18 protein-coding genes and 2 pseudogenes are annotated in these 25,617 nt (G+C 66.9%); 11 read left to right on the forward strand and 9 right to left on the reverse strand.

The genetic code is table 11. The features are described 5' to 3' along the window. Nucleotides 1–22 precede the first annotated feature (22 nt). Genes RHA1_RS44110 through RHA1_RS44135 form a run of 6 tightly spaced genes read right to left on the reverse strand, consistent with a single transcriptional unit; the run spans nt 23 to nt 8,540 of the window. Nucleotides 23–1,612, reverse strand: coding sequence for a peptidoglycan DD-metalloendopeptidase family protein (locus RHA1_RS44110; RefSeq protein WP_050787740.1), 1,590 nt, complete (start codon nt 1,610–1,612; stop codon nt 23–25). A 29-nt stretch (nt 1,613–1,641) separates the two neighbouring features. Then, the gene (locus tag RHA1_RS44115; protein WP_011600558.1) at nt 1,642–2,478 is read right to left on the reverse strand and encodes a hypothetical protein; all 837 of its coding nucleotides are present in this window, start codon (nt 2,476–2,478) and stop codon (nt 1,642–1,644) included. Then, nucleotides 2,478–4,736, reverse strand: coding sequence for a hypothetical protein (locus tag RHA1_RS44120; RefSeq protein WP_011600559.1), 2,259 nt, complete (start codon nt 4,734–4,736; stop codon nt 2,478–2,480). Before RHA1_RS44120 ends, RHA1_RS44115 begins: the two co-directional genes overlap by 1 nt. Continuing rightward, nucleotides 4,733–7,789 carry an ATP-binding protein gene (locus RHA1_RS44125; RefSeq protein ID WP_011600560.1) on the reverse strand — a complete coding sequence of 1,019 codons (3,057 nt, stop codon included), beginning with the start codon at nt 7,787–7,789 and terminating at the stop codon, nt 4,733–4,735. Before RHA1_RS44125 ends, RHA1_RS44120 begins: the two co-directional genes overlap by 4 nt. Beyond that, nucleotides 7,786–8,184 carry a hypothetical protein gene (locus RHA1_RS44130; protein ID WP_011600561.1) on the reverse strand — a complete coding sequence of 133 codons (399 nt, stop codon included), beginning with the start codon at nt 8,182–8,184 and terminating at the stop codon, nt 7,786–7,788. The genes RHA1_RS44125 and RHA1_RS44130 overlap by 4 nt, the downstream gene beginning before the upstream one ends. A gap of 44 nt (nt 8,185–8,228) precedes the next feature. Beyond that, complete coding sequence (locus tag RHA1_RS44135) at nt 8,229–8,540, reverse strand: hypothetical protein (RefSeq protein ID WP_011600562.1); 312 nt, start codon at nt 8,538–8,540, stop codon at nt 8,229–8,231. 1,028 nt (nt 8,541–9,568) lie between these two features. Here RHA1_RS44135 and RHA1_RS44140 point away from each other — a divergent pair. The 9 genes from RHA1_RS44140 to RHA1_RS44175 all read left to right on the forward strand — a co-directional run bounded on the left by RHA1_RS44140 (nt 9,569) and on the right by RHA1_RS44175 (nt 20,181). Continuing rightward, nucleotides 9,569–11,713, forward strand: coding sequence for a type IV secretory system conjugative DNA transfer family protein (locus tag RHA1_RS44140; protein ID WP_050787729.1), 2,145 nt, complete (start codon nt 9,569–9,571; stop codon nt 11,711–11,713). An 88-nt stretch (nt 11,714–11,801) separates the two neighbouring features. Next, complete coding sequence (locus RHA1_RS44145) at nt 11,802–12,149, forward strand: hypothetical protein (RefSeq protein ID WP_011600565.1); 348 nt, start codon at nt 11,802–11,804, stop codon at nt 12,147–12,149. A gap of 2 nt (nt 12,150–12,151) precedes the next feature. Continuing rightward, nucleotides 12,152–13,645: a MinD/ParA family ATP-binding protein gene (locus RHA1_RS44150; RefSeq protein ID WP_011600566.1), complete on the forward strand. Its 1,494-nt coding sequence runs from the start codon at nt 12,152–12,154 to the stop codon at nt 13,643–13,645. Between the two features lie 49 nt (nt 13,646–13,694). Continuing rightward, nucleotides 13,695–14,909 carry a hypothetical protein gene (locus tag RHA1_RS44155; RefSeq protein ID WP_011600567.1) on the forward strand — a complete coding sequence of 405 codons (1,215 nt, stop codon included), beginning with the start codon at nt 13,695–13,697 and terminating at the stop codon, nt 14,907–14,909. Between the two features lie 212 nt (nt 14,910–15,121). Continuing rightward, the gene (locus RHA1_RS44160; RefSeq protein WP_237727133.1) at nt 15,122–15,646 is read left to right on the forward strand and encodes a DUF8176 domain-containing protein; all 525 of its coding nucleotides are present in this window, start codon (nt 15,122–15,124) and stop codon (nt 15,644–15,646) included. A 180-nt stretch (nt 15,647–15,826) separates the two neighbouring features. Further along, nucleotides 15,827–17,812, forward strand: a complete 1,986-nt coding sequence (locus RHA1_RS44165; protein WP_041813771.1) for a cutinase family protein — start codon at nt 15,827–15,829, stop codon at nt 17,810–17,812. A 436-nt stretch (nt 17,813–18,248) separates the two neighbouring features. Next, on the forward strand, nt 18,249–19,049 hold the full coding sequence (locus RHA1_RS44170; RefSeq protein ID WP_050787730.1) for an N-formylglutamate amidohydrolase: 801 nt from the start codon (nt 18,249–18,251) through the stop codon (nt 19,047–19,049). A gap of 350 nt (nt 19,050–19,399) precedes the next feature. Beyond that, a complete protein-coding gene (locus RHA1_RS51145; RefSeq protein ID WP_167541028.1) occupies nt 19,400–19,549 on the forward strand; it encodes a hypothetical protein in 150 nt (49 codons plus the stop codon). 137 nt (nt 19,550–19,686) lie between these two features. Continuing rightward, nucleotides 19,687–20,181 (forward strand): hypothetical protein, encoded by a 495-nt coding sequence (locus tag RHA1_RS44175; RefSeq protein WP_041813772.1) that lies wholly within the window; start codon nt 19,687–19,689, stop codon nt 20,179–20,181. A 316-nt stretch (nt 20,182–20,497) separates the two neighbouring features. On the opposite strand, the gene RHA1_RS44180 is transcribed toward RHA1_RS44175, so the two are convergent. Then, complete coding sequence (locus RHA1_RS44180; protein WP_011600572.1) at nt 20,498–21,085, reverse strand: hypothetical protein; 588 nt, start codon at nt 21,083–21,085, stop codon at nt 20,498–20,500. 349 nt (nt 21,086–21,434) lie between these two features. Beyond that, nucleotides 21,435–22,713 (reverse strand): annotated as a pseudogene (locus RHA1_RS44185) (SNF2-related protein); the annotation flags it as partial. A 1,196-nt stretch (nt 22,714–23,909) separates the two neighbouring features. Here RHA1_RS44185 and RHA1_RS44195 point away from each other — a divergent pair. Beyond that, nucleotides 23,910–24,143, forward strand: coding sequence for a hypothetical protein (locus tag RHA1_RS44195; RefSeq protein ID WP_011600576.1), 234 nt, complete (start codon nt 23,910–23,912; stop codon nt 24,141–24,143). A gap of 5 nt (nt 24,144–24,148) precedes the next feature. Continuing rightward, nucleotides 24,149–24,646, forward strand: coding sequence for a hypothetical protein (locus tag RHA1_RS53450; protein ID WP_011600577.1), 498 nt, complete (start codon nt 24,149–24,151; stop codon nt 24,644–24,646). Between the two features lie 157 nt (nt 24,647–24,803). On the opposite strand, the pseudogene RHA1_RS48850 reads toward RHA1_RS53450, so the two are convergent. Next, a pseudogene (locus RHA1_RS48850) lies at nt 24,804–25,553 on the reverse strand (serine/threonine-protein kinase); the annotation flags it as partial. Nucleotides 25,554–25,617 lie beyond the last annotated feature (64 nt).

The raw sequence follows: 25,617 nt of genomic DNA on the forward strand, positions 1-25,617 counted from the left end.
CCTGCGGAGATTGCACGTTCCCCTACATCACGCGGCGGGCCTTCATCCCTTCCTGGAGTGGAGCTTCCTTGACGACCTCGCCCGGCGTCGGAGCGTGGACCATCTGGCCGTTGCCCGCGGCGATGCCGACGTGTCCTGGCCCGTTCGGCCCCCAGCTGCCGAAGACGAGGTCGCCGGGCTTGGCCTGGTCGATCGGGATCTCGGTGCCGACACCCCACTGCTGCTCCGAGGTGCGGGGGAGTGCGATCTTGCCTGCGCTGGCCGCGTGGACGGCGTACGAGGTCAGGCCAGAGCAGTCGAAGCCACCGCCGGATGGGCCGCCGGTGCCGCCGCCACCCCACACGTACGGGGTGCCGAGGTATTCGCGGGCGGCCGTGACGACTTGGCTGCGGTCGCCGGACGCGTGGGGGATGAACCTGCCCCGGGCATTGGGATTGGTGAACCCGGTCCGGGCCTGCATGATTTTCGGGACGTAATTCTCGGTCTGAGCGTAGGGCGGGATTCCGCCGTACTGCTGCACGGCGCCTGGTCCGGCGTTGTAGGCCGCGAGTGTCAGTTCGATGGGATCGCCGGAGGCCTGGCCGCTGGCGATGTAGCCGGAAACGTTCTGGTATAGGGCGCACATGAAGTGTGCCTGCGACATCACCGCGTCGCCGATGGAGTTCGGGTCGGCCTTTCCGTCCCCGTCGTAGTCCTTACCCCACGTTGCCCAGGTGCCGGGCATGAACTGCGCGGGACCCAGCGCTCCGGTCGACGACACCGGCGCAGTGGAGCCGTGCCGGAATCCGTTCTCCTGCTGGAGCTGAGCGGCGAGCAACGGAGCGTCGATCTCCGGGCAGACACTGCCGGCGCGGCGTAGCCACGGCTCGAACTCGGCCGGCACGATCCCGAACGCCAGCTCCCCGCCGCCGGCCATCCCGAAGCCAGAGCAGTCAGCCGTCGACCGGGACGCGGCCACGAGTTGGATGGGGCTGTTGCTGTTGCTGGTGGTGTTGGGGTTGGGGTCGTCGCTGCTGGTGCCGTTCTGTTTGGCGATGTCGGGTAGGACGGTGAGGGGGTCGAGGGCTGTTCCGCCTTGAAGTCGGCCGCCCTGCCAGTACTCGAAGTGCAGGTGCGGGCCGGTCGATCCGCCGGCGTTGCCGATGTCGGCGATGTGGTCGCCGGCCTTGACCTGTTGGCCTGGTTTGACGTGAATTCCGGTGGCGAACATGTGGCCGTAGACGGTGCTCACGGGCCTGCCGTCGACGTTCGAGTCGATGACCACCCAGTTCTCGAACCCGACCCCGGGCCCTTCGCCGGAGTCCCCGGCCTTGACGACGTTGCCGTCGAGTGCGGCGAGGATCTTCGTGCCGACCGGTCCGGCAAGGTCCACGCCTTGGTGCTGGGCTCCCCAGCGCTCACCGAATCCGGACGTGAACGTGGCGGTCCCGGGCTCGACCGGCAGGCGAATTGGTCCTGACACGGTCAGCGTCTGCTCGGCGGTCGACGCCGGCCCGCGTTCGCCGCCGTCATTGCTGTCGATGGTGACGGTCCGGCACGGGTCACGCGGAATGACCGGCGTGCCGAGTGAGCACGCGGAGGTGCCGATGACGATGCCGATGGCGCCGCTCATCAGCAGCGTCCGCCGGACGCCGCCGATCCTCACAGTCCCCCCGGGATCGGGGTGTCGAGGTCCGGGATCGGGATCGGTCCGGGAATCGGTGTCGGGTCGTTGCCCCGGTTCGGGGCGGTTGCTGGTTCGTCGAGATCGGACGTGGGCTGCGGCGCCGTCGACGATGGGCTCGGGGTCGATGTCGGCTGCGGCGTCGTTGTGTCGGCCGCGGTGGTGGTCGGTGTCGTCGACGTGCGCGTCGTGGCCGTGGTGGTCGTTGGGGCGGTCTTCTCGACCTCGGACAGGTTGAGGGTCGGTAGGGGAGTGTCGACCACCCACCGCTTCTTTCCGTCGACGTCATCGACGGAGAGCGTGATCCGCAGGTCACCGGCCTGCGTCGGAACAGTCACTCGTGCGGTTCGCGCGCCGTCTGGCCCGTCGGCGAGGGTGCTGACTGTGGGGCCGGTGATGACCACCGGGGTCCGCGGGCGGGCCGCTACGACGTACTCTCCCGGCTTGTCGGCGGTGTGGCGGCCGATGGTGCTGGCCCACACCGCATCTGACTGTATGGCGTCGACGAACGCGTGCGCGTAGGCCATCGCGGTGGCCGGCGCGCTCGACGCTGCCCAGGTTGCGGTTTTGGCGGCGACCAGGGACTCGCTCACTTCGTCGAGGTCGTAGCTGATCGTCTCCGCGGGTGTGACCGATTCGACGGTGGTGTCGGCCTGATGGGCGACTGCCCGCGGCGGCGGGTTCTCTCCGAAGACCGCGCCGGCGGCGAACAGCAACGCCGCAGCGCCGACCACCGTAAGCGCCAGATGGGTGCGGGAGTAGAGCACCCATCGGCGAATCGGTGCGAGAACAGGGTTGGGTCCAGATGGCGACATCAGATGTACCGGTCCTCAGGTGTCGTGCGGGCCGGGGCGTCGGCGTCCCACGCCTTCGCCGGTGAGCGATGCGGCGTGGACACCGTGGCGTGATCTGCCCGCCGCTGGCCGCGGGTGGGGGTGTAGACCTTCATCGGCGCGATGGCCGAGCGGTCGCCGCCGTCCCACCGCGGTCCGACGCTGGCGGTCAGCAGTTCCTTGCGGGCCCGGCTTTCCTGAACGAGGCTGTCGGCCTCGTTCTGGTCGAAGAACTTCCACGCCGCGGCCCCGGAGCGGACCGCGCGATCGGCGTCCTTGCCGTCGACCCCACCCTTGCCCCTAGCGATGTCGCGGCTGGCCACGGCAGCGATCCCCGCGATCCGTGCATCGCGCTCGATCGCGGCATCGGAGGTCTGGCCCAGGCGTGCGCCCCGGCCCACCCCCTGCGCCTTGCGGGCATCGGCACGGGACTGCGTGAGCGCCTGCTGGCGGCGGTTGCCCAGCGCGCGACCTTCGGGCCGAGTGATCGTGGCCGCCCCGTCGTCGTCCGCGTGTCCGTCGCGGCCGCGACGGGCGAAGCGCTCGGCGGCCTTCTCCGCGATCGCCTGCGCCGGCCCCCCGACCGTGAAGCTCGCAGCGTCGAATGCCTTGCGTTTGATGGACTTCTTCGCGCTTCGCGCTTTGCGGTTGACCATGCTCGCGCTGTTCTGGGTGAACGTCTGGCTCATCCGTTTGAACGGCCGCATGATCGCCCAGCACACGACGGTCAGCAACGCCATGAACCACAGTCGCCAGGAGCCGTCGACGGCCCCGTTCGAATCGACGTAGAGCTGGACCAGCGCCATCAGATAGAGCGCGACGATCACCGAACCGGCCACGCCCCACATGTAGGCCGAGGCGAGCATGCGCATCACTCGGGCTAGCCATCCGCCGTAGGCGATCGCGACCGGAACCCAGATCGGCGCGAACAGGACCGCGAACCGAATCGCCAGCAGCGCGGTCAGTTTCAGCAGGGACGCGCCGATCCACAGCAATGACGGCATGGCTAGCTTGATCATGCCCATGAAACCGGTGGATGTGCGGCCCGAGTCCTTGCCCTGGAACTGGTAGTAGGAGAGCTGGTAGTCGGTTTCGAGATCGGTGACGATCTCCCGGAACTGGTCGGCTTTCTCCTCGGCGAGCTGCGCCTGCGCCTTCGGATCGTCCTTCACCGCGTGCTGCTGGTCATAGGTGAACGCCAGTGAGTCTCGGAGCTTCACACCGAGGCCAGCTGTGTCCTCAGGGTCGTAGTTGGTGCCGAACCATCCCTTGCGCCAGTCTGGAAGGAAAATTTTGTCAATCAGCACGTTGCGTGGGTCAGTGCCGCCGGCAGCGAGCGTGCCATCGTCGTCGCCGAACTGCACCGTGAAAATCTGGTCTTGCGTCTCGGTGATCAGCGACCCAAACGTCTCGTCGGCCACCTGCAGCGCCTTCTGCGGAGCCCCGACCATCAACGCTCCGAGGGCGAGTCCCGCCGCCGCGATCGCTGAGGTCTTCGTGACCCCGGCCGTGTCGGCTTTCATGGCTTTCCACAGGACGATGGCGGCCACGATGACCAGGGCGATGCCGACCCACTGTCCGTAGAGGAACCGCATGCCCTCGGTGATAGAGAAGACGATCTGGTCGAACCGCTCCAGCGCAGGAGTTACCCCGGCCTTCGTGGCGTCCTGGCCGGTCTTGGTCTGGTCGTCGAGCCAGAACGCGGCCGCCGCCATTGACTTGCCGATGGTCAAGAACGTGTTGCCCAGGGTGGTGTCGCCGACCGCACCCGGTGCCTTGACCAGGTCCGCGCCGCAGCCGAGGTCGTAGGTGTGCCACTCGAGCCCGGCCCACCCGTAGGTCTGATAACCCGTGCCGCCGGTGGTCGGCCGGTCGGCGCTGGTTGAGTCGAAGGTGGTCTCGATGACTTCGTTCGGGAACTCCGGCGGCGGGACGTCCTGGCAGTCGAACCCGCCGGCGGACGCGACAGTTCCACCCAGTCCGATCAGCGACACCGCGGCCAGCATCAGCACCACCAGAACACGCCCTACGAGCCCCGTACGCCACCCAAAACGGCGCGGGAAAGGGAAACGGTCCATCCGTGCGGCTCTGAGGGTGAGAAGCCGGATCATTTGGTGCTGACGTCCCGCTCGCAGCAGGCTGCGGACGCCGTGGCCGCGCTCCGGTGGGCGAGCTTGGAGGGCGCCGGTGCGGAAAACGTGATCGGAGTTGCGGCGCATGCCGGGCTGCGACGGGCTCATGCCGCACCCCGGATCGCCGCGCGGGTGGCTCGCGAGTCCAGGGCGTCGAACACGTGGGCCAGGTGCACGTAATGCGTCCAGTCCGAACGGATCAGCTCGATGTCGTCGGCCATCTTCACGATGAATCGGCGGGCCTGGTCCAGGTGTTCGGTGTCGGTGTCCTCGTCGAGGGTGTCCTCCCCGCCGCCGCCGAGACCGGCCAGGAGTGACTCGTAGCCCTCGCCGAGGGGAAGGTTCAGCAGCTTGAGCGCGCCCTCGATTGCGTGGGCGTTGCCGCCGAGGTCACCGATGATCACCTCGTACGTCAGCGCGGACTTGTCGTCGGTGCCGTCGACTCCGAGGTAGTCGTCGGGCAGCTGTGAGCACACCAGCGCGCGGACCTTGTACTTGCGGCTGTCGCGGGCGATCCGCAGGTTCAGGGTGCGTCCGGCGCCGGTCTGCTCGAGGTACTTGTTCTCGTCGAGGAAGAGAACCTTGCGTTCGTAACGCGGCAGCTCGTAGACGAGCCGGTTCGCCATCCACGCCGCCATATGCATGAGAGGGCCGGCCATCCGCTGCTGCGGGGTCCACTGAGCCGGGTCGGTGCCCTCGGGGGGTAGTTGCAGGCCCGGCATCGTCAGAACCGTCAGGCGCACGTTGCGATCGACGTCCTCGCCGTCGCCGATGGTTCCCTCCTCCGGGAAGAGCACACGGGCCTCGGCAAGCTTTGACATCATCGCCAGGTCCTGGTGGATGGACCGCGCGCAGGAAATCAGGTCGACGTTGGTTTCGTCCTTGCCGTCGCCGATCGCGGCGATGGCGGCAAGGACTTCGCTCAGGTTGTGGTTGCGGTCGCCGCCGACCATGTTCGCCGCGGTCTGAAGGACCGTCTCGGTCCATGGGTGTTCGAGCCGCGACGGCGTGAGCATCATCTTCAGCACCGACACCGCTACCGAGATCCGCTCCGCCTCCGCGGCCCGCAGATCCGCCTCGTACTGCGACTGTGCGGCGGCGACCGGATCGGCGTCGTCGGCGTAGTCGGGATTGGACGAGTCGTACTCCGGGTCGCCGCGCCGGGGGTCGACGATCACCCGGTACGGGTTGAGCGATCCCGGACGCGAGGTGCGCCCGGTCAGCGCCTGCACCTCGGCGATACCCCGGAACTCGGGTAGCTGCGCAAGCTTCTTCAGCGGCCCCGACGGGTCGAGCACCACACCGTAGGCACCGGCACGCACCGCCTGGTAGACGAGCATCCCGGCGAGGAACGTCTTACCCGAGCCGGGCACCGCGACGATCGGTGTCAGACCCGACTTGTGCTTCTTCTCGTGCGCGGCGAACAGATCCCACACCGCGGGCCGCGGGGCGATCGACGCGGTCTGTCCGACCACCACGCCGGTGCGGTCACCGATCCGGTCACCGACCGCGGCCATCCCGGCCGAGAGGGCTTCGACGTTCATCCGCCGGCAGTGCGCGATGTTCGCCAGCGGCTCCCCCGGGACGAACTCGCGCAGCAGCTGGTACTGGCCGTGTTCCTGTTCCAGGCGAATCCGCGGCGCATACATCTCCTGCAGCAACGCGACCTTCTCCTTGGCCTCCTTCGGCGACGAACCGACGACGAGGACGCGGTACCAGCCCTCGGTGCGTATCGACAGGCCCGAGTGGTCCTCCTCGATGTCGGAGATCACCCGTTGGGCGAGTGCGTGCTGTTCGGCCAGTTCCTGCGGCGGGGACTGGTCGTGTTCGACGGTGTAGTGGTCGAACTGGGCCTCGATCTTCGATGTCAGCCGGCGCAGGCTGCGCAGCGTCTGCCCCTTGGTCTTGAGCGATATGCGCTCGGACCATTCGAGGGGTTCGCCGGACGGGTCACCGATCACCTGCCACGGCAGCATCTTCTCCGGGATCGGCAGCGGCGCCATGCGCCCGACCGTCAGGACGATCGCGTAGCCGGTGTAGTCCCGGCCGCCGACCTGCCCGCGCACCGTGGTGTAGCCGTCGCCGGGGGTCAGCTCGAGGTTGGTGAGGTCTTCGAGTGCGGCGACATCGGATTCCTCCCAGTCGCCGGCACCGGAGATCACACCGTCCGCATCGAGCGGCAGCCCGAGTGTCGCCGAGCGCAACAGCAGGTAGTCCATCTGCGCTGCGGTTGCGGGTTTGGCGTTCACACCCTGCCCGGACAGGTGCCGCTCGATCGTGGCGAGGTGATCGGCGATCGCCTTCTGCTCGCCCAGAAATGCATCGCGCGCCCACGTGCGCCACAGCCGGGCGAACCTGCCGATCAGTGGCCAGTCGACGACCGGAAGAAGCCACTGCCCGACCGTGTCGAGACCCTGCGCGCCCGCCGAGCGCGGCGGCAGTTCCACACCCCAGTAGCGGCCCTTCTGGGTCGGGTTGCCCCACAGCATCGCGTGCTGTTGCCCGCGTAGGTAATCCGCCCACGACAACGCCCCCGGCACGTCCGGGATCGGATCGGCCCACCCGTCATGCGCCTGCGCCCACTGCCGCACCGGCCACGGTGTGCGCACCAGCCGCCGGTGCAGCCCCGTCACCCCGGCCTCGGCAAGATTCGCCACGACCAAGCCCTCGTTCTGGATGTAGCGGCGCTGCTTGCCGACCGGACGCATGTTCCACGGCCCCGGCGGCTGCACGAACCACGCCGTCGACTGCCGGCGCGTGCGGGTGATGTTGCCCTCCACCCCGACCAGCGCGAGACGCACCGCCTTGCGTTCGCGGTCCGCGCGCCTTTTCGCCGCCGCGGCCTGCCGGGTGAACTCCGCCTCCGGGTCGGCGCGGCGGCGGCGCTTCTTCCCGCGTCGCTTGCCCTGTCCGGTGGGTTCTGCCGCCGCGTCCGGTGCGGGGGAGGAGGCCGCGACCGGTGCGGGGGCTGCGATGCTGTTGTTCGGGGCCTTCGACCAGGCCAATTCCTGGGCCGGGGCCGGTGTGGCGGCCGATCGGTTCGCCGCCATCGCCGCCGCCCACGAGGGCGGTAACGCCCCGGGCGGCACGATGGCCGGATCGGGCTCGCCGAAGTTCGGATCGAACAGTGCGGCGATCTCGTTGTCGGGCTGCAAAGTCATCGGGAGGACTCACCTTCGATCGGTGTAACGGCATCCGCGCTGCCGGCAGCGCGGGACAGGGCGGGAATGCGGAGCACGACGGTCTGGCCGGGCTTCGGCGGGCGCGGTGCGATCAGGTCATTCCACGCGGCCCGGATCACCGACCGGACCGGGCGGTCGGCGTTGACGAACTTCGTCACCCGCGCGGTGAGCGCGACGGTGATGACGATCATCACGACGAGGGACTTGAACCCCAGCGGCACGTGCACGACGGCGCGGGCGATGACGAAGACGGTGACCAGGAATGCGGACCCGAGCCCGAGCGCCGCATACCGAATCCGGACCGGCAGCGTGAACCCGGTCGGACCGAGATAGTGCTGATCCACCCGGTGCAGCAGGTCGTCGTTGTCGATCACGGTCGGCTCCCTTCGAACGTCGATTGGTGATCGGGCACGGCAGGTCAGACCACCCGGATACCGAACAGGCCGAGAATCCAGTTGCCGATGCCGGTCGCGGCACTCTCACTGCTCGCGAGGGAAAAGAACGCGATACCGACGAGCGAGAGGCCACCGACGGTGAAGACCTTCGACAGGTTGCCGCGCAGACCACCGACGAGGACCACGCACGCGATCAGCGCGAGGATCGTGAAGATGATGTTGTCGCCGATCCAGGCACGCAGGCCGCCGGTGGAGACTTCGGTGTCCTGGGCGAGTACGTCGACGGTTCCATGCGGGGTGGTCGCCAGTTCGACGACTGCGGACGAAAGGGACATGAGCACACTCCATCGCTGAGATTCGGTGCAACCTGAATGTGGATGCGCACGACCGTAAGTCGATCTCGCTTTTCATCTCAACGGGGTGTCCGCGGCGGGATCGGGTCATCGGCGCAGGTGAACGAAACAGTGCGGCATCGGGAATGTCGCTTCCAGCGACGACCGCGCAACGCGGGGATTCGCAGCGGTGAACCGCACAACGGTGACGGCCCATGGACGGTCGCGACGCCAAGGGGTCCAGGGGTGTAGCGGATATGGGTGCACACCCTGGCTGGACAAGCGCGAGACTGGGGTGCGCGCACGCGGTGCAGACGGCCACACCCAAACGGGTCAGTCGAGGGCGGTTCACAGCGAGCGGATCGAGCGAACAGGAAGGCGTGCGTCGAAGAAACGCTCAGATGCGCGGTGAAAACGGGACCGGATTCGGCGATGGATTTCGGCGGTGGATTCGAGCGCTCGAAAAAGCGCCTCCCACGCCCACCCCCTCCGGGGGCCACTCCCCCCCGGCGTTCCTTGGGGGGGAGTGTAATCCAGAATTACGCTCAGCGCCAACGCTATTCGGAACGCCCACGTCGAACGCAATCCGCAGTGCTCGAACCACCTTCATGCCGAGCACTCATCGCCCACGCGTGCAAGCTGTGTTCCACAGCGCTCACAACACCGCTCGATCGACCACGCGAACCCACTCACCGAGGCGCGCGGCGAAGCGCTCGAGAGAGCACTCGAACGAGCATTGAAAGCCGCGCTGAAACACAGCCCGTAGAGCACTCGGTGAACGCCCCGCAGAGCGCTCGAACGAGCGTGCCGAACAATGGCCTGCAGAGCGCCCGTCAGGTGCGAGTCGAGCACTTGGAGGGTTCGGCAATACGGCCTGGAGATCGAGTGCGAGAGCGGTGTTCGCCACACCGGCGGGAGTGCTCCGCTCGAGGGGGACACCCCGTTGAGGAAAATCGCGGGTTTCTGTCACTGTGCTCAAAGACGCCTCAGCGGACGGCGTTCAGGCTCGACACGATCGAAAGGCACAGGCGGTGAGCGGAAATCACGACCCACTCAAGGACTGGGTGGTCTCGGCGTGGCGCGATACTTTCGGCGATTCCGGCGGTCGCGCCGGCCAGGTCGGCGAGAACGGCCCGCCGACGCGCATCCGCCGTTTCACCCCGCTCTCGCCGATCGTCGTCGTCGCCGCGGGCGTTGCTGGGTCCTCCCCGCGTCTGATGTCGATGGCCGCCGACAACGAGACGGTCGTCGAGGTATTGACGAGGTTGCACGACTACCGGGTGCTGCTTGTCGCCGCCGCGGCCCTGCTCGTCGTCGTCGACGTCCTGCGCCACCGCAGGCACAGGTGGTCGCAGATGCTCGAATCGATGGTCCGGCAGGGCACCGGACACCTGCCGAAGAAGGTCGCCGTCTCGTTCCCGTCGGGGTGGCGTGTGATCCGCCGCGCGAGGATCACACTGCACCGCGGCACCATCATTCGGCCCAAGCAGCTCGAAGAGGTCTCCCGCGCAATCGAGGCCGCGTTCCCCGCCACCGTACAGAGCGAGACCAAAGTGCGGCACGTGGCGCACCGCGACCGCATCGTCATCACCCGCGAGTCGATCGCCCCGGACACGCGTTCCGTCCGTCAGCGGACACTACAGTCCGCGCTCGATGCAGCGTCGATGTTCACTGACCCGAAGGTGTCGGTCGAGAGCGTTGACGAGGACGGCATCGAGACCGGCTACCGGATCGCGTTCGAGAAGTCGATGAATACCGGTGTGAAGGGCTTCCAGTTCAAGGTCGAAGAAGCCCTCGCCTCGCTGGCGGGCCCGCACGAGTCCGGTCGCAACTGGACCACCGACTGGTACCCCGAAGGGGGCTATCTGGTGATGCGTCTGGTCACCGCGATGCCCGCGCGCGTCGACCACCCGCTCGAGTTGGTCGACGAGAACCTGCGGCACCTGCCGTATGCGACCGGTGCCGCGGACCGAATCATGTACTGGGACGTCTCCACCAGTTCCAACAAGCCGCACTGCCTGATCGTCGGCCCGACCGGTGGTGGCAAGACATCGGTGATCCGCACCCTGTTGACCGAGGCCGCCCGCCGCGGGGTTCCGTTCGTCGGAGTCGATCCGAAGATGATCGAACTCGACGGTCTCGAGGGTTACCCCGGCTGCGGCGCGATCATCTACGACGCACTGCGCGCGGCGATGTTCGTGCGCGTACTGCATGCCGAGATGATGGCCCGCAACGCCTACATCCATCAGATGAAGATCGAGGGCTCGCAGCTACCGCTGATGATCGCGGTGCTCGATGAGTTCTTCATTCTCTCTGGCAAGTGGCAGCGTTTGGCCAAGACCGGTGACGACGAGACCCGCGCACTGCTCAAAGAACTCGACCCTCTCGGTGCGTGGGCCGACCTCGCTGTTCTGGCCCGGTCGGCCGGTATCCGTCTGTTGCTCGGTGTGCAGCGCCCCGACGCCTCTCTGTTCGGTGGTGCCTCCGGTAACGCACGCGACAACTTCGGTACCCGCATCAGCCTCGGCAACCTCTCGCAGGACGGTGCGCTGATGATGTGGGGCGATTCGACCGTGGGCCGCGAGGTCGACACCTCCGTCAAGGGCCGCGGCATCGCGCTCGGCGACGACGGCAACCCGGTCGATGCGCAGATGTGGTGGACCCCGAACGTCGACCGCCACCCCAACAAGTGGAACCAGCTCGCCGAGCGCGAGAAGGCGATCATCGACGGCCTCATGCCCACCGAGGCCCCGCGGTTCACCTGCTACTCGCAGGAGCTGGCCTCGTTCATCGAGTCCGAGCGCGCCCTGGCCACGCGGGCACGCAGGCACGGCCGTGCTCCCGAGCCGATCGTTATCGGCGCGACCGCCGCCACCGACGGCGACACGTCCGCCGAGTCGCCGACTGTGGACGCCGCGCCCACCGGCGATGACGACTTCTCGGACGTCATTCCGGCCTCCGCGGTCGAGGCCGGCCAGACCGTCCTCGTCGATGACGACCACGGCGAGCTCGTCCCGGTCACCGTCGACTCGGTCGACGTCCGCTGCGGCGCCGAGGGCGATGTCGTCGAGACCGTACTCACCGTGGGCACCGGCCGCGTGAAGACCCGCATCACCTACGACGCCACTGGCGTCGTCGTCCTCCCAGAACCCGACCTCGTCGGAGCGCCTGTATGACCACTCGCGGTAACTCCAAATTTCCTCGAGGACACCTCCCGAGACTGACCCCCAGCTACACCAACACCATCACCGAAAGGGAACACCCATGAGCCGCCGTATCTCCCAGTCGATCACCCCGACGACCGAGGACGTGGCCGCGCTGCGCGGTCCGTTCGTCGCCAAGGGTGCGAACGACCCTGTCATCAAGTCGCTTCGGGAATACTTCAAGAGTTCGGTCCCCACGTGGCTGGCCAAGCTCAGCGAGGAGCAGGAGCTGACCCGCGACCGGCTCGCAGAGATCCGAGCCGCCTCGTCGAAGCGCCGCGTCGTTATCGAAGCGCTGCCTGAGGGAAGCGCCCGTGACAAGGCCCTTACCGAGCTGGAGACGGCCGAGGCCGTCGTCGACGACATGGACAACGCGCTGTCCGGAGCCAGCGCCTTCGGGGTCAGCTAGAGATGACGCCGACTGTCGATGTCGAGATCACCTCCAAGACTACTGCCCGCGCCACCCTGGCGGACGCCAACGTGCCTCCAATGAATCTGGAGGCGCACGAAAGCAAGACGCTCTCCACTGTTGTGCACGAGTTTTTGCACAACATGGCGCAGGCCCAGGGCGTTGATGTCGAGGTGGTCTACCGGACAGCCAAGGACACTCGGTTCCTGACCGTCGGCCCGGACGGGAAGGCAGAGGAACGTGCTCCGAGCATGCCCCTGCCGATCATCACCGAGGCCCCACCTGGACCGGTTGTGGAGCCTGTCTCCACGCCTAGGGGTGGGCCGGTGGTGGTGGCGGCCGAACAGATGGCCTACGAGGCTGCCCCGCAACCCGTCGATGCCTCTACACCATCCCGGGTGGGGCAGCGGCCGACCGGGCCGGTCACAGGCCCGATCAAGGGTCCACTGGATGTGCGCCCGCAGCTCTCCGCGCCGCACGTAACCCCCGACGACTCACCCGACGTGGTTTCGCCCGCCCGCAAAGGACTGCGCGGCACCCTCAACACGCTCGGTTTCAAGCTCCCCCCAAAATCGGGATCCTCCGAGGAACGCGCACGCCGCACCGCCGCTGTGACAGGTCGGTATATCGCTACCATCGGCCGGCAGGTGGACGCCGACGCGACGATTGTGGTACTCAACCCCAAAGGAGGCGTTGGAAAGACACCGCTGTTGCTCGGCATCGCCGACACCCTCGCGATGTACCGGCCGGCGACCTCGATTGTCGCCTTCGACGTCAGCGACTCCGGCGGCGGCCTCGCTGACAGGGCCGCAGTCGGCGCCGACCACGGACCCGACGTATGGGATGTCCTCGAACACGCCGAAGAGCTGACAGCCCCCGGAGTGCGGGCCAGCGCGCTGGGAAGGTTCACGATCCGACAGCCCACCGGCGTCGAGATCGTGCCCGGCTACCGGCGGATCGCTGCCGCGGCTATCGACCGCCACGCCTGTGAGATCCTCGCCTCGGTCCTGCGCCGGCACCGACAGTTGCTGCTCGTCGACACCGGCAACAACACAAACTCCTCGGCATGGCAGTGGGCCACCGAAGCCGATGTCGTCGTCATTCCTGTCCCCCTGCGCGGCACGATTCCCGGCACGGTCGCCGAGATGATCGATGACTTGGCGGGTGTGGCACCAGAGGTCCTCGACCGAGTGCTGATGCTGATCACCGAAGGTCCCGACGATGACCCGGAAACCGAATTCGACGACGTGGAGAACTTCATCAGGGGCGGCATCGCGCCGGACAGGTTCGTGCGCATTCCCTACGACCGGCTGCTGCACAGCGGCCGCATCAATTACCCGCAACTCCAGCCGAAGACCCGAACAGCGCTGATCGCCGCCGCCGCGAAGGTCGTCGAGCTGCTGAGCACCATCGACCCCACCGCCGGGGGACTGATCGACACCACCAAATTGCACTCGATCGCCCGCCCACAGCCCATCACCCGTATCCGCTCGTAATCCTTCGCTCACGTCGGTCTCTCGAGCACCACAGAACAGGAGCTACACCATGCCCGTCACCAACCGCGCTACCCGCCGCCATGGCCGGCACCGCCGCCAGAGCGCCACCCAGGCCGCGACCGTGCTCGCGGTTATCACCGCAGCCCTCGCCTCCGGTCTCACACTCACCCCGTCCGCGGTCGCGGAACCGATCCAGGGCGGCGTCACCGGCGACAGCAACCAGGAAGGGGTCACCGGCGGTGACACCCAGACTGGAACCACCACCCCGACGCCTGCACCCGAGCCCGCGAACGCGCCCGCGACCCCGGCGGAGCCGGTGTACTGGGTCGACCCGCCCGCCGCATACCAAAACATCGAGTACCAGCCCCTCCCGAACTATGACTACGAGACCAACGCGTATGTGGCGCCGGAGGACTACTACGTCGCACCGGTGCAGTGGGAGCAGTTGCATCTTCCGACTCCGGTGGAGCCGACGAAGCCCTTCATCGCACCCCGGGACACCCTTCGTCTGGGTGAGCTGCACATCAAGCAACCAAACTGGGTGTCCGACATGGACCGGGACCGCACGAACAACACGATGGCCGTTGTGCAGGCAGGGGTCTCGACGGGTTGGCGGTCGATTGGTGTGGAAACCTCGCGGGCCGACCGGATCGCCGCCGCGCAGGTCGGTGCCGGAGCAGCCGGAGCAGCACTCGGCGCAGTCACCGCAGGCGGGGCGGCGGCCACCGCAGGCGCACTGGTCGGTGGCACCATCGGCGGCCTCGCCGGAATGACCGCGGGCAACGTCTTCCTTCCCGGACTCGGGTGGGTGCCCGCCGGGATCGTCGGCACCGCCGCCGGGGCGGGAATCGGTGCCGCCGCAGCGGGCATCCCCGCCGCCGCTGCCGGCGCCTTGGTCGGCGGCGGAATCGCGGTGGCCGCAGTCACACCGATCGCTGCAGGCGACAAGGGCGAACCGAAGGAGATCGAAGTCCCGGACATCGACTCCGAAGCCGTGACCGCACAGACCGCGACGGTCCTCACGGACTGGGAGAACTCCGGCCAGATCGGACAGGCAGCCGCCTCCGCAGTGCAGGACACCGTCGAGTCCGCGCCCGCGATCGACCACCAAGCCCGCGACTTCGTCGCTGCACAGCCCGGCGGGCAGCAGATCATCGAGCAGGTCGACAACACCCTGACCTCGTTCTTCAACGACGCCACGCCCGGCCTGGCCGCAAACCTGTTGTCGGGCGCCGTCGGCGGCGGCATTCCGGCCGCGAACTGACACCACGAAGGCGGGTGAACACCATGAAGAAGACGACCCTCGGCCGATCGACGCCGCGACACCCCGCGGTACTCGACCTTCTCGGTAGCCCATCCACCATCGACCATCCGCCGGGCGCCCGCACCATGGCGCCCGGCGGCCCGGCCACACCACTGCCCCCACCCCGGTCTCCTCTACCGTCCCCACGCGGCCGCCGCCTTGGAAAGAACGCGGTGGCCGACATTGCAGCGGTCGCCGTCGTGGTGGCCGGCGGTGTGGCCATCAGCCACCTGCGTAGCGGAGATAGTGAAACCGCCTCTCCGGCGGCCACAACCACCCCCACCGCCACCGTTGCAGTTGACGAGAATGGGCTGCCGATCCTCAACTTGCCCGAACCCGAGCAGACCGAAAACGCATCCGCGTCGGACGGGGATTGCCGGGCAGACCGCGGTGATCAGACGAGCGGCGCAGGCGTGATCGCAGCCTTCAACCACGCGTACTACAGCCTGCGCAACGGCGAAGCTGCCCGGGGCCTCGCCACCTCCACCTCATCGGTGCTGCCAGGTCCCGAACTGCAGAAGGTCATTGACGCGGTCCCGATCGGCACCAACTATTGCCTCCGCACCGCCGAGCTGGCCGACGGGGTCTACCTGGTCGATCTGTCGGTAATGCAGCCGGCTCAGCCAGCCAAACGCGGCACCCAGACCGTCACCACCCAGGAGGTCGACGGCAAATGGTACGTCGACGTCTTCAACTGAGCACCCCCCCGCAAGGACTTCAGCGAAAGATGCCCGTGTCCTGCACACGGCCGCGATGTGCGGCCACCATCGCAGCAGAGACCGAAAAAGGAGCCTGGGTCACGCCGACACCCCGTTGAGGTGAAACGCCGAAATGGGTGAAGGTAGGCGTCAGTGTCCGTTCCGGTAATCGAGGTGCCAATGCCCGCCAGACGTTCGAGAACGCGTCGCACCGTCGCGCTGATCGCCACTGCGACCGTCGCCGGCGGCGGCGTCGCGCTTACCGCACCCGCGATCGTCAACGCCGCCCCGATGAACTGCGCGACGGCGTTCAACCTGTTCATCCCCGGCACATGGGAGACCAACGAGCACGCCGACCCAAACCGGCCGGTGGGCATGCTGGCTCCCATCGCGGAGGCGATCAAGGCGAAGAACGGTGCCCGCGCGCAGGTATACACGCTGCCGTACATGGCGCGCGCGTTCGACAACGGCCACACCTACGCCGACAGCAAAGCCAACGCGGTCAGCAAGGCCACCGCCGTGCTGAAGAATTACACCGACAAATGCCCGGACGCGAAGATCACCATCACCGGATACTCCCAAGGTTCCGACGCCGCAGGTGATCTCGCGTCAGCAATCGGAAACGATCAAGGACCCGTCGATGCCGACCGGGTCCTCGGTGTGGCCCTGCTCGCCGATCCCGGTGCCGGTACGAAGGGCGCCGCGACGGTTGGGCCGAAGACCTCCGGGCAGGGGATCGCCGGTCCCCGGGAACAGGGCATGGGCAAGTTGTCGGGGCGGGTCGCCTCGATCTGTGACCCGAAAGACCTGTACTGCTCGATCCAAAAGGGTGCCAACCCGTTCCTCGGATCGCTCGGGTCGATTCTGTCGAAGACCACAGGCGCCGCCGATGGCGGAGATGGCAACGCGGCGGTCGCCACCGCGCTGACGTCGGATTTCACTGGCGCCGACCTGCCCGGTCTCGGCTCGAATCTGGACGCTCTCGGAAAGCAACTGCGCGACACCGGCGGCTCCGTCGACGTGAACCAGATCGCCGACACTGCGACCGCGCTGTCGAAGACCCTCAGTCCCCTGGCCGAGCTGCTCCAGTCCGGGGCCGCAAACAGTGCCGCCACCGGCAACCTCGCCGCAGCCCTGGCAGGCACGCCGGAAAACGCCGCCGCGCAGGTCCTCACCACAGCCAGCCACGCGGACCTGACTGGTGCGCTGGACTCGGTGGCCACAATCGCGAACACCGCGGCCAAGCTTTCGACTAGTGGCACCACCACGCTTTCCTCCACCGACCCTCAGATCTCGCAGCTCTCCACGACCGCCGCGTCACTCGGTAGCCAGATCGCCCCTGTGGCAACCACACCCGCAGATGCCCTATCGACCGCGTCGAGCGTGTTATCGGTCCTCAAACCGACAGTCGTCGTCGAGCAGGCCCTTAACGTGGTCACCGGCATCACCGCCCTCGACATCCCGAAGATCTTGCACAGCCTGATCGTGCTCCCACAGAAGATCGCCGCCGGCGATGTCCGCGGCGCCCGGGACGCCGCCCGGGAGCTGAACGTGCAGTTCGCGCCGTTGGTGAAGATGGCCGCTGCTGCCGATTTGAAGTGGGTCTCCCAAATACTCTCGATCATCCCAGACCCGACCGGCTACACCCAGATCGCAGCGCTGGTCACCAGCATTCTCGGCAACGTCGACGTGATCAAGCTGGCCAATATCGCCGGCCAGGCCCAGGAAATCGCCTGGGCCGCCGCGGACAAACTCTTCCCACCGCCCGGAGTGCTACCCGACCCGCTCGGTGCCGCGGCGCAGACCGCGGCGTTGATCCCCCTCGGCCTCGAACTCGCCTCGGTGGCCGCGAACATGCTCACCGGCAAAGCCAGCAAGACCGACCCCGCGCTACTGGGCAAGCAGGCCAACCCGGTGGGCAACGCGATCACCACGCAGGCCCAAACTCTCGACCTCGCAGGCCTGGCCGGATCAGTGTCCACGATGGCGCGCTCGCAGGGGGCCGAGGATCTCGCCGCGGTCGTCGGCGAGGGCCTGAACGCAGCCAGCTTCTTCGCCTCCGGTGCCCACCAGAGCTACCAAACCCTGGTCGTCGACAACGCCGGCCGCAATGCCATCCAGTGGGTCTCCGATTGGCTGAACCTGCAAATCACCCGCGCCGTCTGACGACCCGGCGGCGTCAGTCCACGAGCGCACGAGAAGAGGCACACGCGATGACAACCCACCGATCACACAACCCGTCCGCACGCTGGACCTGGTGCAGGCGCTGCAAACAACGCGGTTACTTCCTCAGATCCGACGCCAAGACAGTCCGCAAACGTCTCCACACCACCAGAGGCCTGGCAGTCTTTCCCTGCCCGCACAACAACGACCTGTATCACGTCGGCTAACGCCCCACCGCACTCAGTCGAGGCATCATCACCAGACGCCAATTACGCAGACAGACAGGCCAAGGCCCAACGTGACGACGGCAGGCAACCGTCGCACGCGTGAAACATGCCCTCGAGCTGGGACCGTTTACGACCACGGTTCGGCCGACCCACCACAGACTCTCAGAACTACCGCCGAAGCACACCGACTGTCGCTTCCACGAAAGGCGCGCGTGAACAGCTTCTCGATCCTGCCAGGATGCCCGTCATCGCCGGTGATCCTGCACGTACCGCACGCCTCCCGCACGATTCCCCCGCAGGTCCGCGCACAGCTGCTGCTCGACGACGCGGCACTCGACGCCGAACTGGACGAGGCCACCGATACCGATACCGACCTGATCGCCACGCTCGGTGCCGACCACGCACGCACCCATCCGTGGATCGTGAAGAACGCCTTGTCCCGACTGGTCGTCGACCCCGAACGGTTCCCCGACGCAGCCGAACCCGCCACAGTCTTTGGCCGCGGTGCCGTTTACACCCGCGCATGCGACGGAAGGCGGCTCAGGGACGAACCATTCGCCGACACCGAGGGGCTCCTCGACGAGTACTTCCGTCCGTACGCCCGCGCTGTCGCCGAACTCGTCACCGACCGCATCGTCGCATGCGGACGAGCAGTGATCATCGATGTCCACTCCTACCCCGAACGCCCCTCCGGATTCGAGAACCCGGCCGCGGCACGACCAGCCCTGTGCATCGGCACGGATCCCCTCCACACCCCGGACTGGTTGACGAGCGCAACCCGCCGGGCCTTCCTGCCACTTGGGGAGATCGCTGAGAACACCCCCTACACAGGGTGTTACGTGCCGCTTAACCGCTACGGCCACGACGAACGCGTATCCGCCGTGATGGTCGAGCTGCGCCGGGACACCTACCTGCCCGACGATGGTCGCCCAGGAAAACAATCGGTCGCGCAGCTCGGCACGTGCCTTGCCGCACTCATCGACACGGCAACCGAGGTCGGCGCCGATGTGTAAACCCAAGCCCGGACCACGCTGCACCCCGCACATGCGCAACCGTCTCCACCGCGCTGCGACGCGGTTGACCGAAGCCCGCCGCGACCTCGAAACCCATCCGGACGCCGTCCATCTCCAGCACCGGCTCAGCAAGGCCGAATCCAACCACGCCGAGATCCAAGCCCTCTACGACGCCACACCGGGTGGCCAACAAGACCTGCGGTCGGCGATCAAGAGCGAAGCCGGGCCCGCACGAAGCGACCTCGAGCGCCGCTTGGCGGCAGGTGACAGACTGCGTGCGAACCAAATCGAAGCACTGAGCCGCGCCCGAAACATTGGGGAAGATGTTCGAACCGAAGGAGCTGACAGCAATGAATCACGAGCAGATGACGCAGGAGCGCAGGGAGGCGTTCTGGCGGAAGTACCGGTGGACGCCCGAACTGCCGCCGGAGCAGCGCAAGGCGATCGAGCAGGTCTGGACGGACGAGAAGATCGAGGAAGCCGAAGCCCTCGGCTTCTGATCGGTGGACGCCGAGTCGACCCGCTCGCCGCGCATCGCCGGCCAGAGTCCGAGCGAGCCGACTTCGCGGCGCGTGGGCTATCGAGCCCGACCCTGTACGAGCTGCCGTCGTCGGATGCTGATCTGTACCGCACACAAATGCTGGAACTGACCCGCAACAACCGGTACGCATCCTCGGTCTACGTCTATGACGAGGGCGAATACGCCGAGATGAGGATACTGGTCACCGACGATGGAAAAGCCGGCGTTGCTCTGAAGGACGATGAAGTCGTCTCGGTGTTCTCCCATGCCTACGGCGCGCATCCCAACGCGGCACCGTCGATGCTGCGCCAGGCCACCGTCCTCGGAGGGCGGCGACTCGACTGCTTCGACACGGTTCTGCCGAACATCTATGCCGACGCCGGCTTCGTCCCCGTCGCCCGGCTGGCATGGAACGACGACTACGCGCCCGACGGCTGGGACTACGACACCTACCGTCGCTACAACAATGGACGGCCAGACGTCGTGTTCATGGCCCACGATCGGGCAGCGGTCGGCTCACTGTATGACCGAGCGGCCGGTGAGTATGTCAGCGACTACGACGACGGTATCGCTGCGGCGAAGGCCTACCGGACCACACAAACGGGGCCGTAGATGCTGTTCCTTCAGAAGCCGTTCGCGGCCCCTGGCGAGCTTCCGGGGGCCAGTTCGGCTGGGATCGTCCATATCGATCTGCCGTCATGCGTCCCCCTCGAATGCCCCCGCCCGCCCCGTTAGCGGAGGATCGAGGGTGACGCTACTTCCCTGGGACTCCGTGTGCGCCGTCGGGTGCGGAAACACGCCCTCTTGGCCAGTGCAGCCGAGAACATCGGTGCCCCTGTGTCGTTCACGTGAACTACAATCCAGAAACGTCGGTGGCAACCGACTCGGGGTGACGGTCGGGCGCGCGGGGGCGGTGCCGGATCGTGGGTTATGAGACGAGGTCCGGGGTGAGGGACAGGGCCGCCTGCGCCAGCCACGGGTTGTGGTAGCGGGCGTAGGTGCACGGACCTGCTGCGGTGAGCCTATCCGCGAGGTCCCTCGCTGCGGTATCCAACGGCAGCTCAGCGAACTGGTCCAAGCTGATGTCGTAGCTGATCCAGCTGACTGCAACGGCGTCACCGCCGGCGGCGCGATGCACCGGTGTCACGAAGTCGAGGGCGTCGTACTGATCCTTCAGCACTGCGACCGGACGTCCGGCAGCTTTTTCCAGGACCGATTGTGTGACGAAGACGGTGCCGCTCAGGAGCGGTCCGTCGTCGTCCGTCAACAGACGCAGGTAGTAGGTCTCGATGGCGCCGACGTTGACCGTGAACAATCGGCGGTCCTCGGCGGTCCTGTTGGTGGTCGGCAGGCAGCTGACCGACCAGGTGTCCTGCTGCGTGGCAGCGGCGTTCGGCACGGCGGTGTCGAGGTATTCGCGCAGGATCTCCACGGCGGCGTCGTATTCGGGCATGGACTCGAGTTGGCGGAAGTTCTCTTCGGAGGCCGAGGGGTACCGCTGACCTGTGGTGTGCATGTGGCTCCTGAAGATTCTGTTTGACAACGTTAGTGAGATGTCGTGCTCGGATCGCATGACACCGTCGACGCCGCCGACACGATGACCCGATCGCACAGTCTGGCATGCACGCAGGTGCGCCGAGACCGTGCAGGCTGGGAGGACTGGACTTCTGCCTTGTCGCCCTGCGGCCGTTACCGGCCGGCTACAGCCCGATCACCCAGGCGTCGGCCACCGGCACACCGACCGTACGCCGCGCCGGCAACGACGCGTCCCATGACTCAAAGACCCAACTTCCACACCTCGACATCGGACCCGCCCGCGACGCCTCGGATGAATGCGACTACTCGGTGTACGGACGGGAAGGCAGCGACAGTTCCGCGGCGACCGCGTCCTCCGCGGGGGAGGGCTGGACCAGCCGGTGCACCGGTTCGGCGCGTTCGGCCCAGTCGCCACCGACCTCGGCGGCGACCTCCGGGTGGTGCCGGTGTCGGCGGATCAGCAGCGTCTCCACGTCCTGCTTGGTGAACGTGCCGTCCGGCGCCACCATGGTCGGGTCCAGCAGCCGCAGCAGTTCGGCGAACGACTCTTCCCTACCGTTGTGCGGGGTCGCCGAGGCGAGGATCAGGGCTTCGGTGTTCGGGGCCAAGACCCGCGCGAGCTCGTTGTTCTGGGTGCCCACGTTGGTGAGGTTGTGCGACTCATCGATCACCACCGCATCCCAGTGCTGGCGCTCGAGGTGAGCCTTGTTAGCGGGGGCTTTTGAGGGTGTCGATCGAGATGATCGCCCGCTTGAAGTAGGTGAACGGGTTCCGCGTCGCGGGCAGCTTCTGCCGCACCTTCTGGATGCCGGCCGAGTCCAGCCGTACGAACGGCAACGCGAACCGGCACCACAGTTCGTGCTGCATCTGCTCGAGCACGTGCTTCGGGGTGACGACGAGAATCCGCTCGCCGCGCCCGCGCCGCACCAGCTCCGACAGGATCATCCCGATCTCGAGGGTCTTGCCCAGGCCCACGGCGTCGGCGATGAGGATGCGCGGGCGGATGTGCTGCGGATCGAGTGCCTTCGCCACCGCGGTGCGCTGGTAGGCGAGCGAATCGGCGAGCATGTGCGTCGATACCGTCAGCGACTGGTCGCCGTACGGTACCGGGGTCTTGCGGAGAAGGGCCTCGAGCCACAGCCGGCTATTGCGGTAACCGGCGGACGCGTCTGCGACTACTTGGGCCTGGGCCGGGTCGAGGACCTCGATGTCGTCCAGGCTTGAGTAGAACGCCGCAGTGGTATCCGCCACCAGCTCGGAGAGACCACGAACCCGGACCAACCAACCATCCGACCCCTGCTCGGCCTGGGTGACCAGCCACTCCTCGTCACGCACGACAACGATCGAGCCGGGGGCGACGTTGAGTTCGGCTGCTGGTCTCAGCACGGGCAACTCGGCGGAATTCAACGTGGTGCTCACGTCGGCTACCCACTTTCTGGTGTGTTCGTCGAGCCGCGGCCCGTTGCGGGAAATGATGCCGGCAGCGTCCTTAGCGTCGCGTTCCTCGGGTCGGCATTGAGGCGTGTCCTTCTCGCGCGGTCTGGCAGGGGCTTGGGTTGGAGGCTTCTCAATCGTTCCTGCATGGTCCTGCTCGTCTTGCCGGTCCATCTCGCCGATGGCGACCAGTTCCGCCCACACAATTTCGCGGAGCGTTCTTGAGTTTCTCAGATCTCTGAGGTACGCCAATTGAGCTCTGCTGCCTTTCAGAAGGCCCCTCTCGTGACGAGCCTCTTGAAGCGCCTCCACGATCCAGTCACGGGACTCCTTGGCGGTCCTGAGCCACGATTCCCGGAGAGTTGGCCACGCCTCCCGAACGAACTCGACGGTGGGGCGGGCACCGTAGACCGTTTGCAGCGCGACAGCCGCGCCTACTTCCTGGTCGTATGCGTCCAGTAGTTCACGGCACAGGTCATGTAGAAGCGATGGCGGTAGGTTCGACCACTTGAACTTGTACCTCGGCACCGCAATCCTCAAGCTTCCACGTGAACCGGTGTCGGTCTTCAGTCCGGCCTCAGACGACCCCGAGTTGAACATAGTTCTTATCGCAAAAAGCGTAGGCCACGTTAACCAGACCGCCCGACAGCTATACCGCTATCGGTTCAGTGGCTGAGCGCCTCTTTCGACGTGGAGGAACCCTCACCGGGGTCGGATACTGACACCACTGGGCAGTCGAGGACAGCGCCGGTGCAGACCGAGGCGGCGTTGGGGGCTGTCAGGTGCCGGCGGTGGTGTCTGCGTTTGGAAGGGCTCTGGGTAAGTTCCACACCTTGATGGAGGAGACGGCTGACCAGTTCACCGAGACGTTGCGGCAGTGGTTCGCGTTTCCTGGACGCCTGGTACCCGATGCCGGAGGAGGGAGGGCGCTCGCGCACGATCGTGGCCCGGGTGCGCGAGGAGCTGGTGGCGATGTACCGGTACGATGTCTGCCGGTCAGCATGTGGCAGGGAGCCGCGTTCGGGGTGGTTCAGGCGGTGAACACCTGGGCTCATCACAAGCATCCGTGAAAGGGCGCCCCGCGCGCCGAGCGGAACCAGGAGGGGGCGATCTCGGGCCGCTTCGACAAGCTCGTCGCGGGCTGACCAGGCCCCACAGACAGCGGCCAGCTTCCCCTGCCGGTAGCCACAGGTGTCGAATCGTCCCTCCCGAATGGAGGGCTTTCTTGCCTATCAGTAAAGTTGATTTTGCCCCACCCGCCGCGTCAGTCGTGTTCCGCGGCGGTGGGATCCATTGTCCCACCGCGCGGCTCGCCGTTCCGGGTAGCAAATTAACATGCATCGTCTACCATAGCAAGGTAACTTGTAGTCATGCACGCGGAGCCGGTCATCGCAGAGAGCGCCTACAAGCATGGGATCGACTCCGAGGACATGGTCCACGCCTTCAACAACGCGATCAAGGCGTACTCCGTGGACGAGGGATTCGCCATGCTGATCGGTCCCGGACGCGACGCGTCCCTCATCGAGGTCGGTTACGTCACGTCGTCGGACGGCGCCCACGTCATCGTCCACGCCATGAAGGCCCGAGGAAAGTACCTGAGGTGATGAACATGCCACGCACAACCGAAGAGATCCTCGCGCACGCCGACGAGCTGGCGAAGCGATTCGAGGACTACGAACCCAAGCAGGAGGACGAGCGCGACCCCCGCGCCCTCGCCGCCATCCGCACCGCCGTCGTCGCCCGCGCCAAGGCCGAGCGCATCCTCACCAAGAGCATCGAGGAAGCCAAGGCCGATGGATGGTCGTGGGCATCGATCGGCACGGAACTCGGCACCTCCGGTGAGGCGGCCCGCCAGAAATACGGCACGTCGCCCACGGCGCCCACGAAGAAGGAAGGGGTACGGAAGGCCGCGTCCAAGGGCAAGATGCCAGCGAAAACCCCGGCTAAATCCGCGGGGAAGATGCCGGCCAAGGAGGCGAAGAAGACCAGCGCCGCCACCAAGAAGGCCCGCAAAGCGCAGCACCAGTCGATCGAGGACATGCTCAAGAACAGCGAGGGCCGCACCTCCAAGCGGGCACCGAGGAAGGCATCAAACGCGAAGATCTGACGTCAGACACGACAATGCGCCCCACCCTCCCAGCATCGGGAAGGTGGGGCGCATTTGTGTCGGTAGGCGGTGTAATTTGCCCGGTGGGCGATCTGGTCGGAGAGGGAAGCTCCGGTCGGGCCGCCCATTTGCTCCGCCGACCGGGGCCGATCCGCGGTTCTCGGAGGTCGGGTGTCGGGGTGGTCGTGATGCGCACGAACTGCGCGATGACGCCCTCACCGGCCCGCCGCTCGAAGGCGGCATGCCCGGTCAGCAGGCAGAACAACGTCGCGCCCAGACCGTACACATCCGATGCGGCGGTCGACGGTGCGCCATCGAGGACCTCCGGTGCGGTGAAGGCCGGGGACCCCGCGATAGTGCCGGTCGTGGTCTGGAACGCACCCCCTACCCGGGCGATCCCGAAGTCGGTCAATTGTGGTTCGCCGTAGTCGGTGATCAGGATGTTGGCGGGTTTCACATCGCGATGCAGGATGCCGAGACGGTGGGCGGTCTCGAGCGCCCCCGCAAGCTTCACTCCGATCGCCAGGACATCCGGCCAGGGCAGCGGGCCGTGGCGGCGAACCTCGGCGTCGAAGGAGTCGCGCGAATGGTAGGGCATCACGATGAAGGGGCGACCGGCGTCGGTGATCCCGACCTGGAGCACGGGCACGATGTTCGGGTGGCCGGATAGTTTGCCCATCGCCCGTTGTTCGCGGACGAACCGATCGCGATCGTCACGATCGACCTCGGTGGTCAACACCTTGATGGCGACGGTCCGCTCCAGTGCCGGCTGCGCGCACCGATACACCACACCGAAGCCTCCGCGGCCGATCTCCTGTGCGTCGTCGAACCCCTCGGCCGCCAACTCGCAGGCGATCCCGCGCCGCCCGAGGTCGCGTTGCGTACCTTCTGGTTCGATATCCGACATTGCAGGTCTCGATCCGCGTGCAGCTTCATCGGCTGACCGCCCGAGTGGCTGGCCCCGGATCGGC

Origin of the sequence: Rhodococcus jostii RHA1, assembly GCF_000014565.1 — a bacterium.
Taxonomy (GTDB): Bacteria; Actinomycetota; Actinomycetes; order Mycobacteriales; family Mycobacteriaceae; genus Rhodococcus_F; species Rhodococcus_F jostii_A.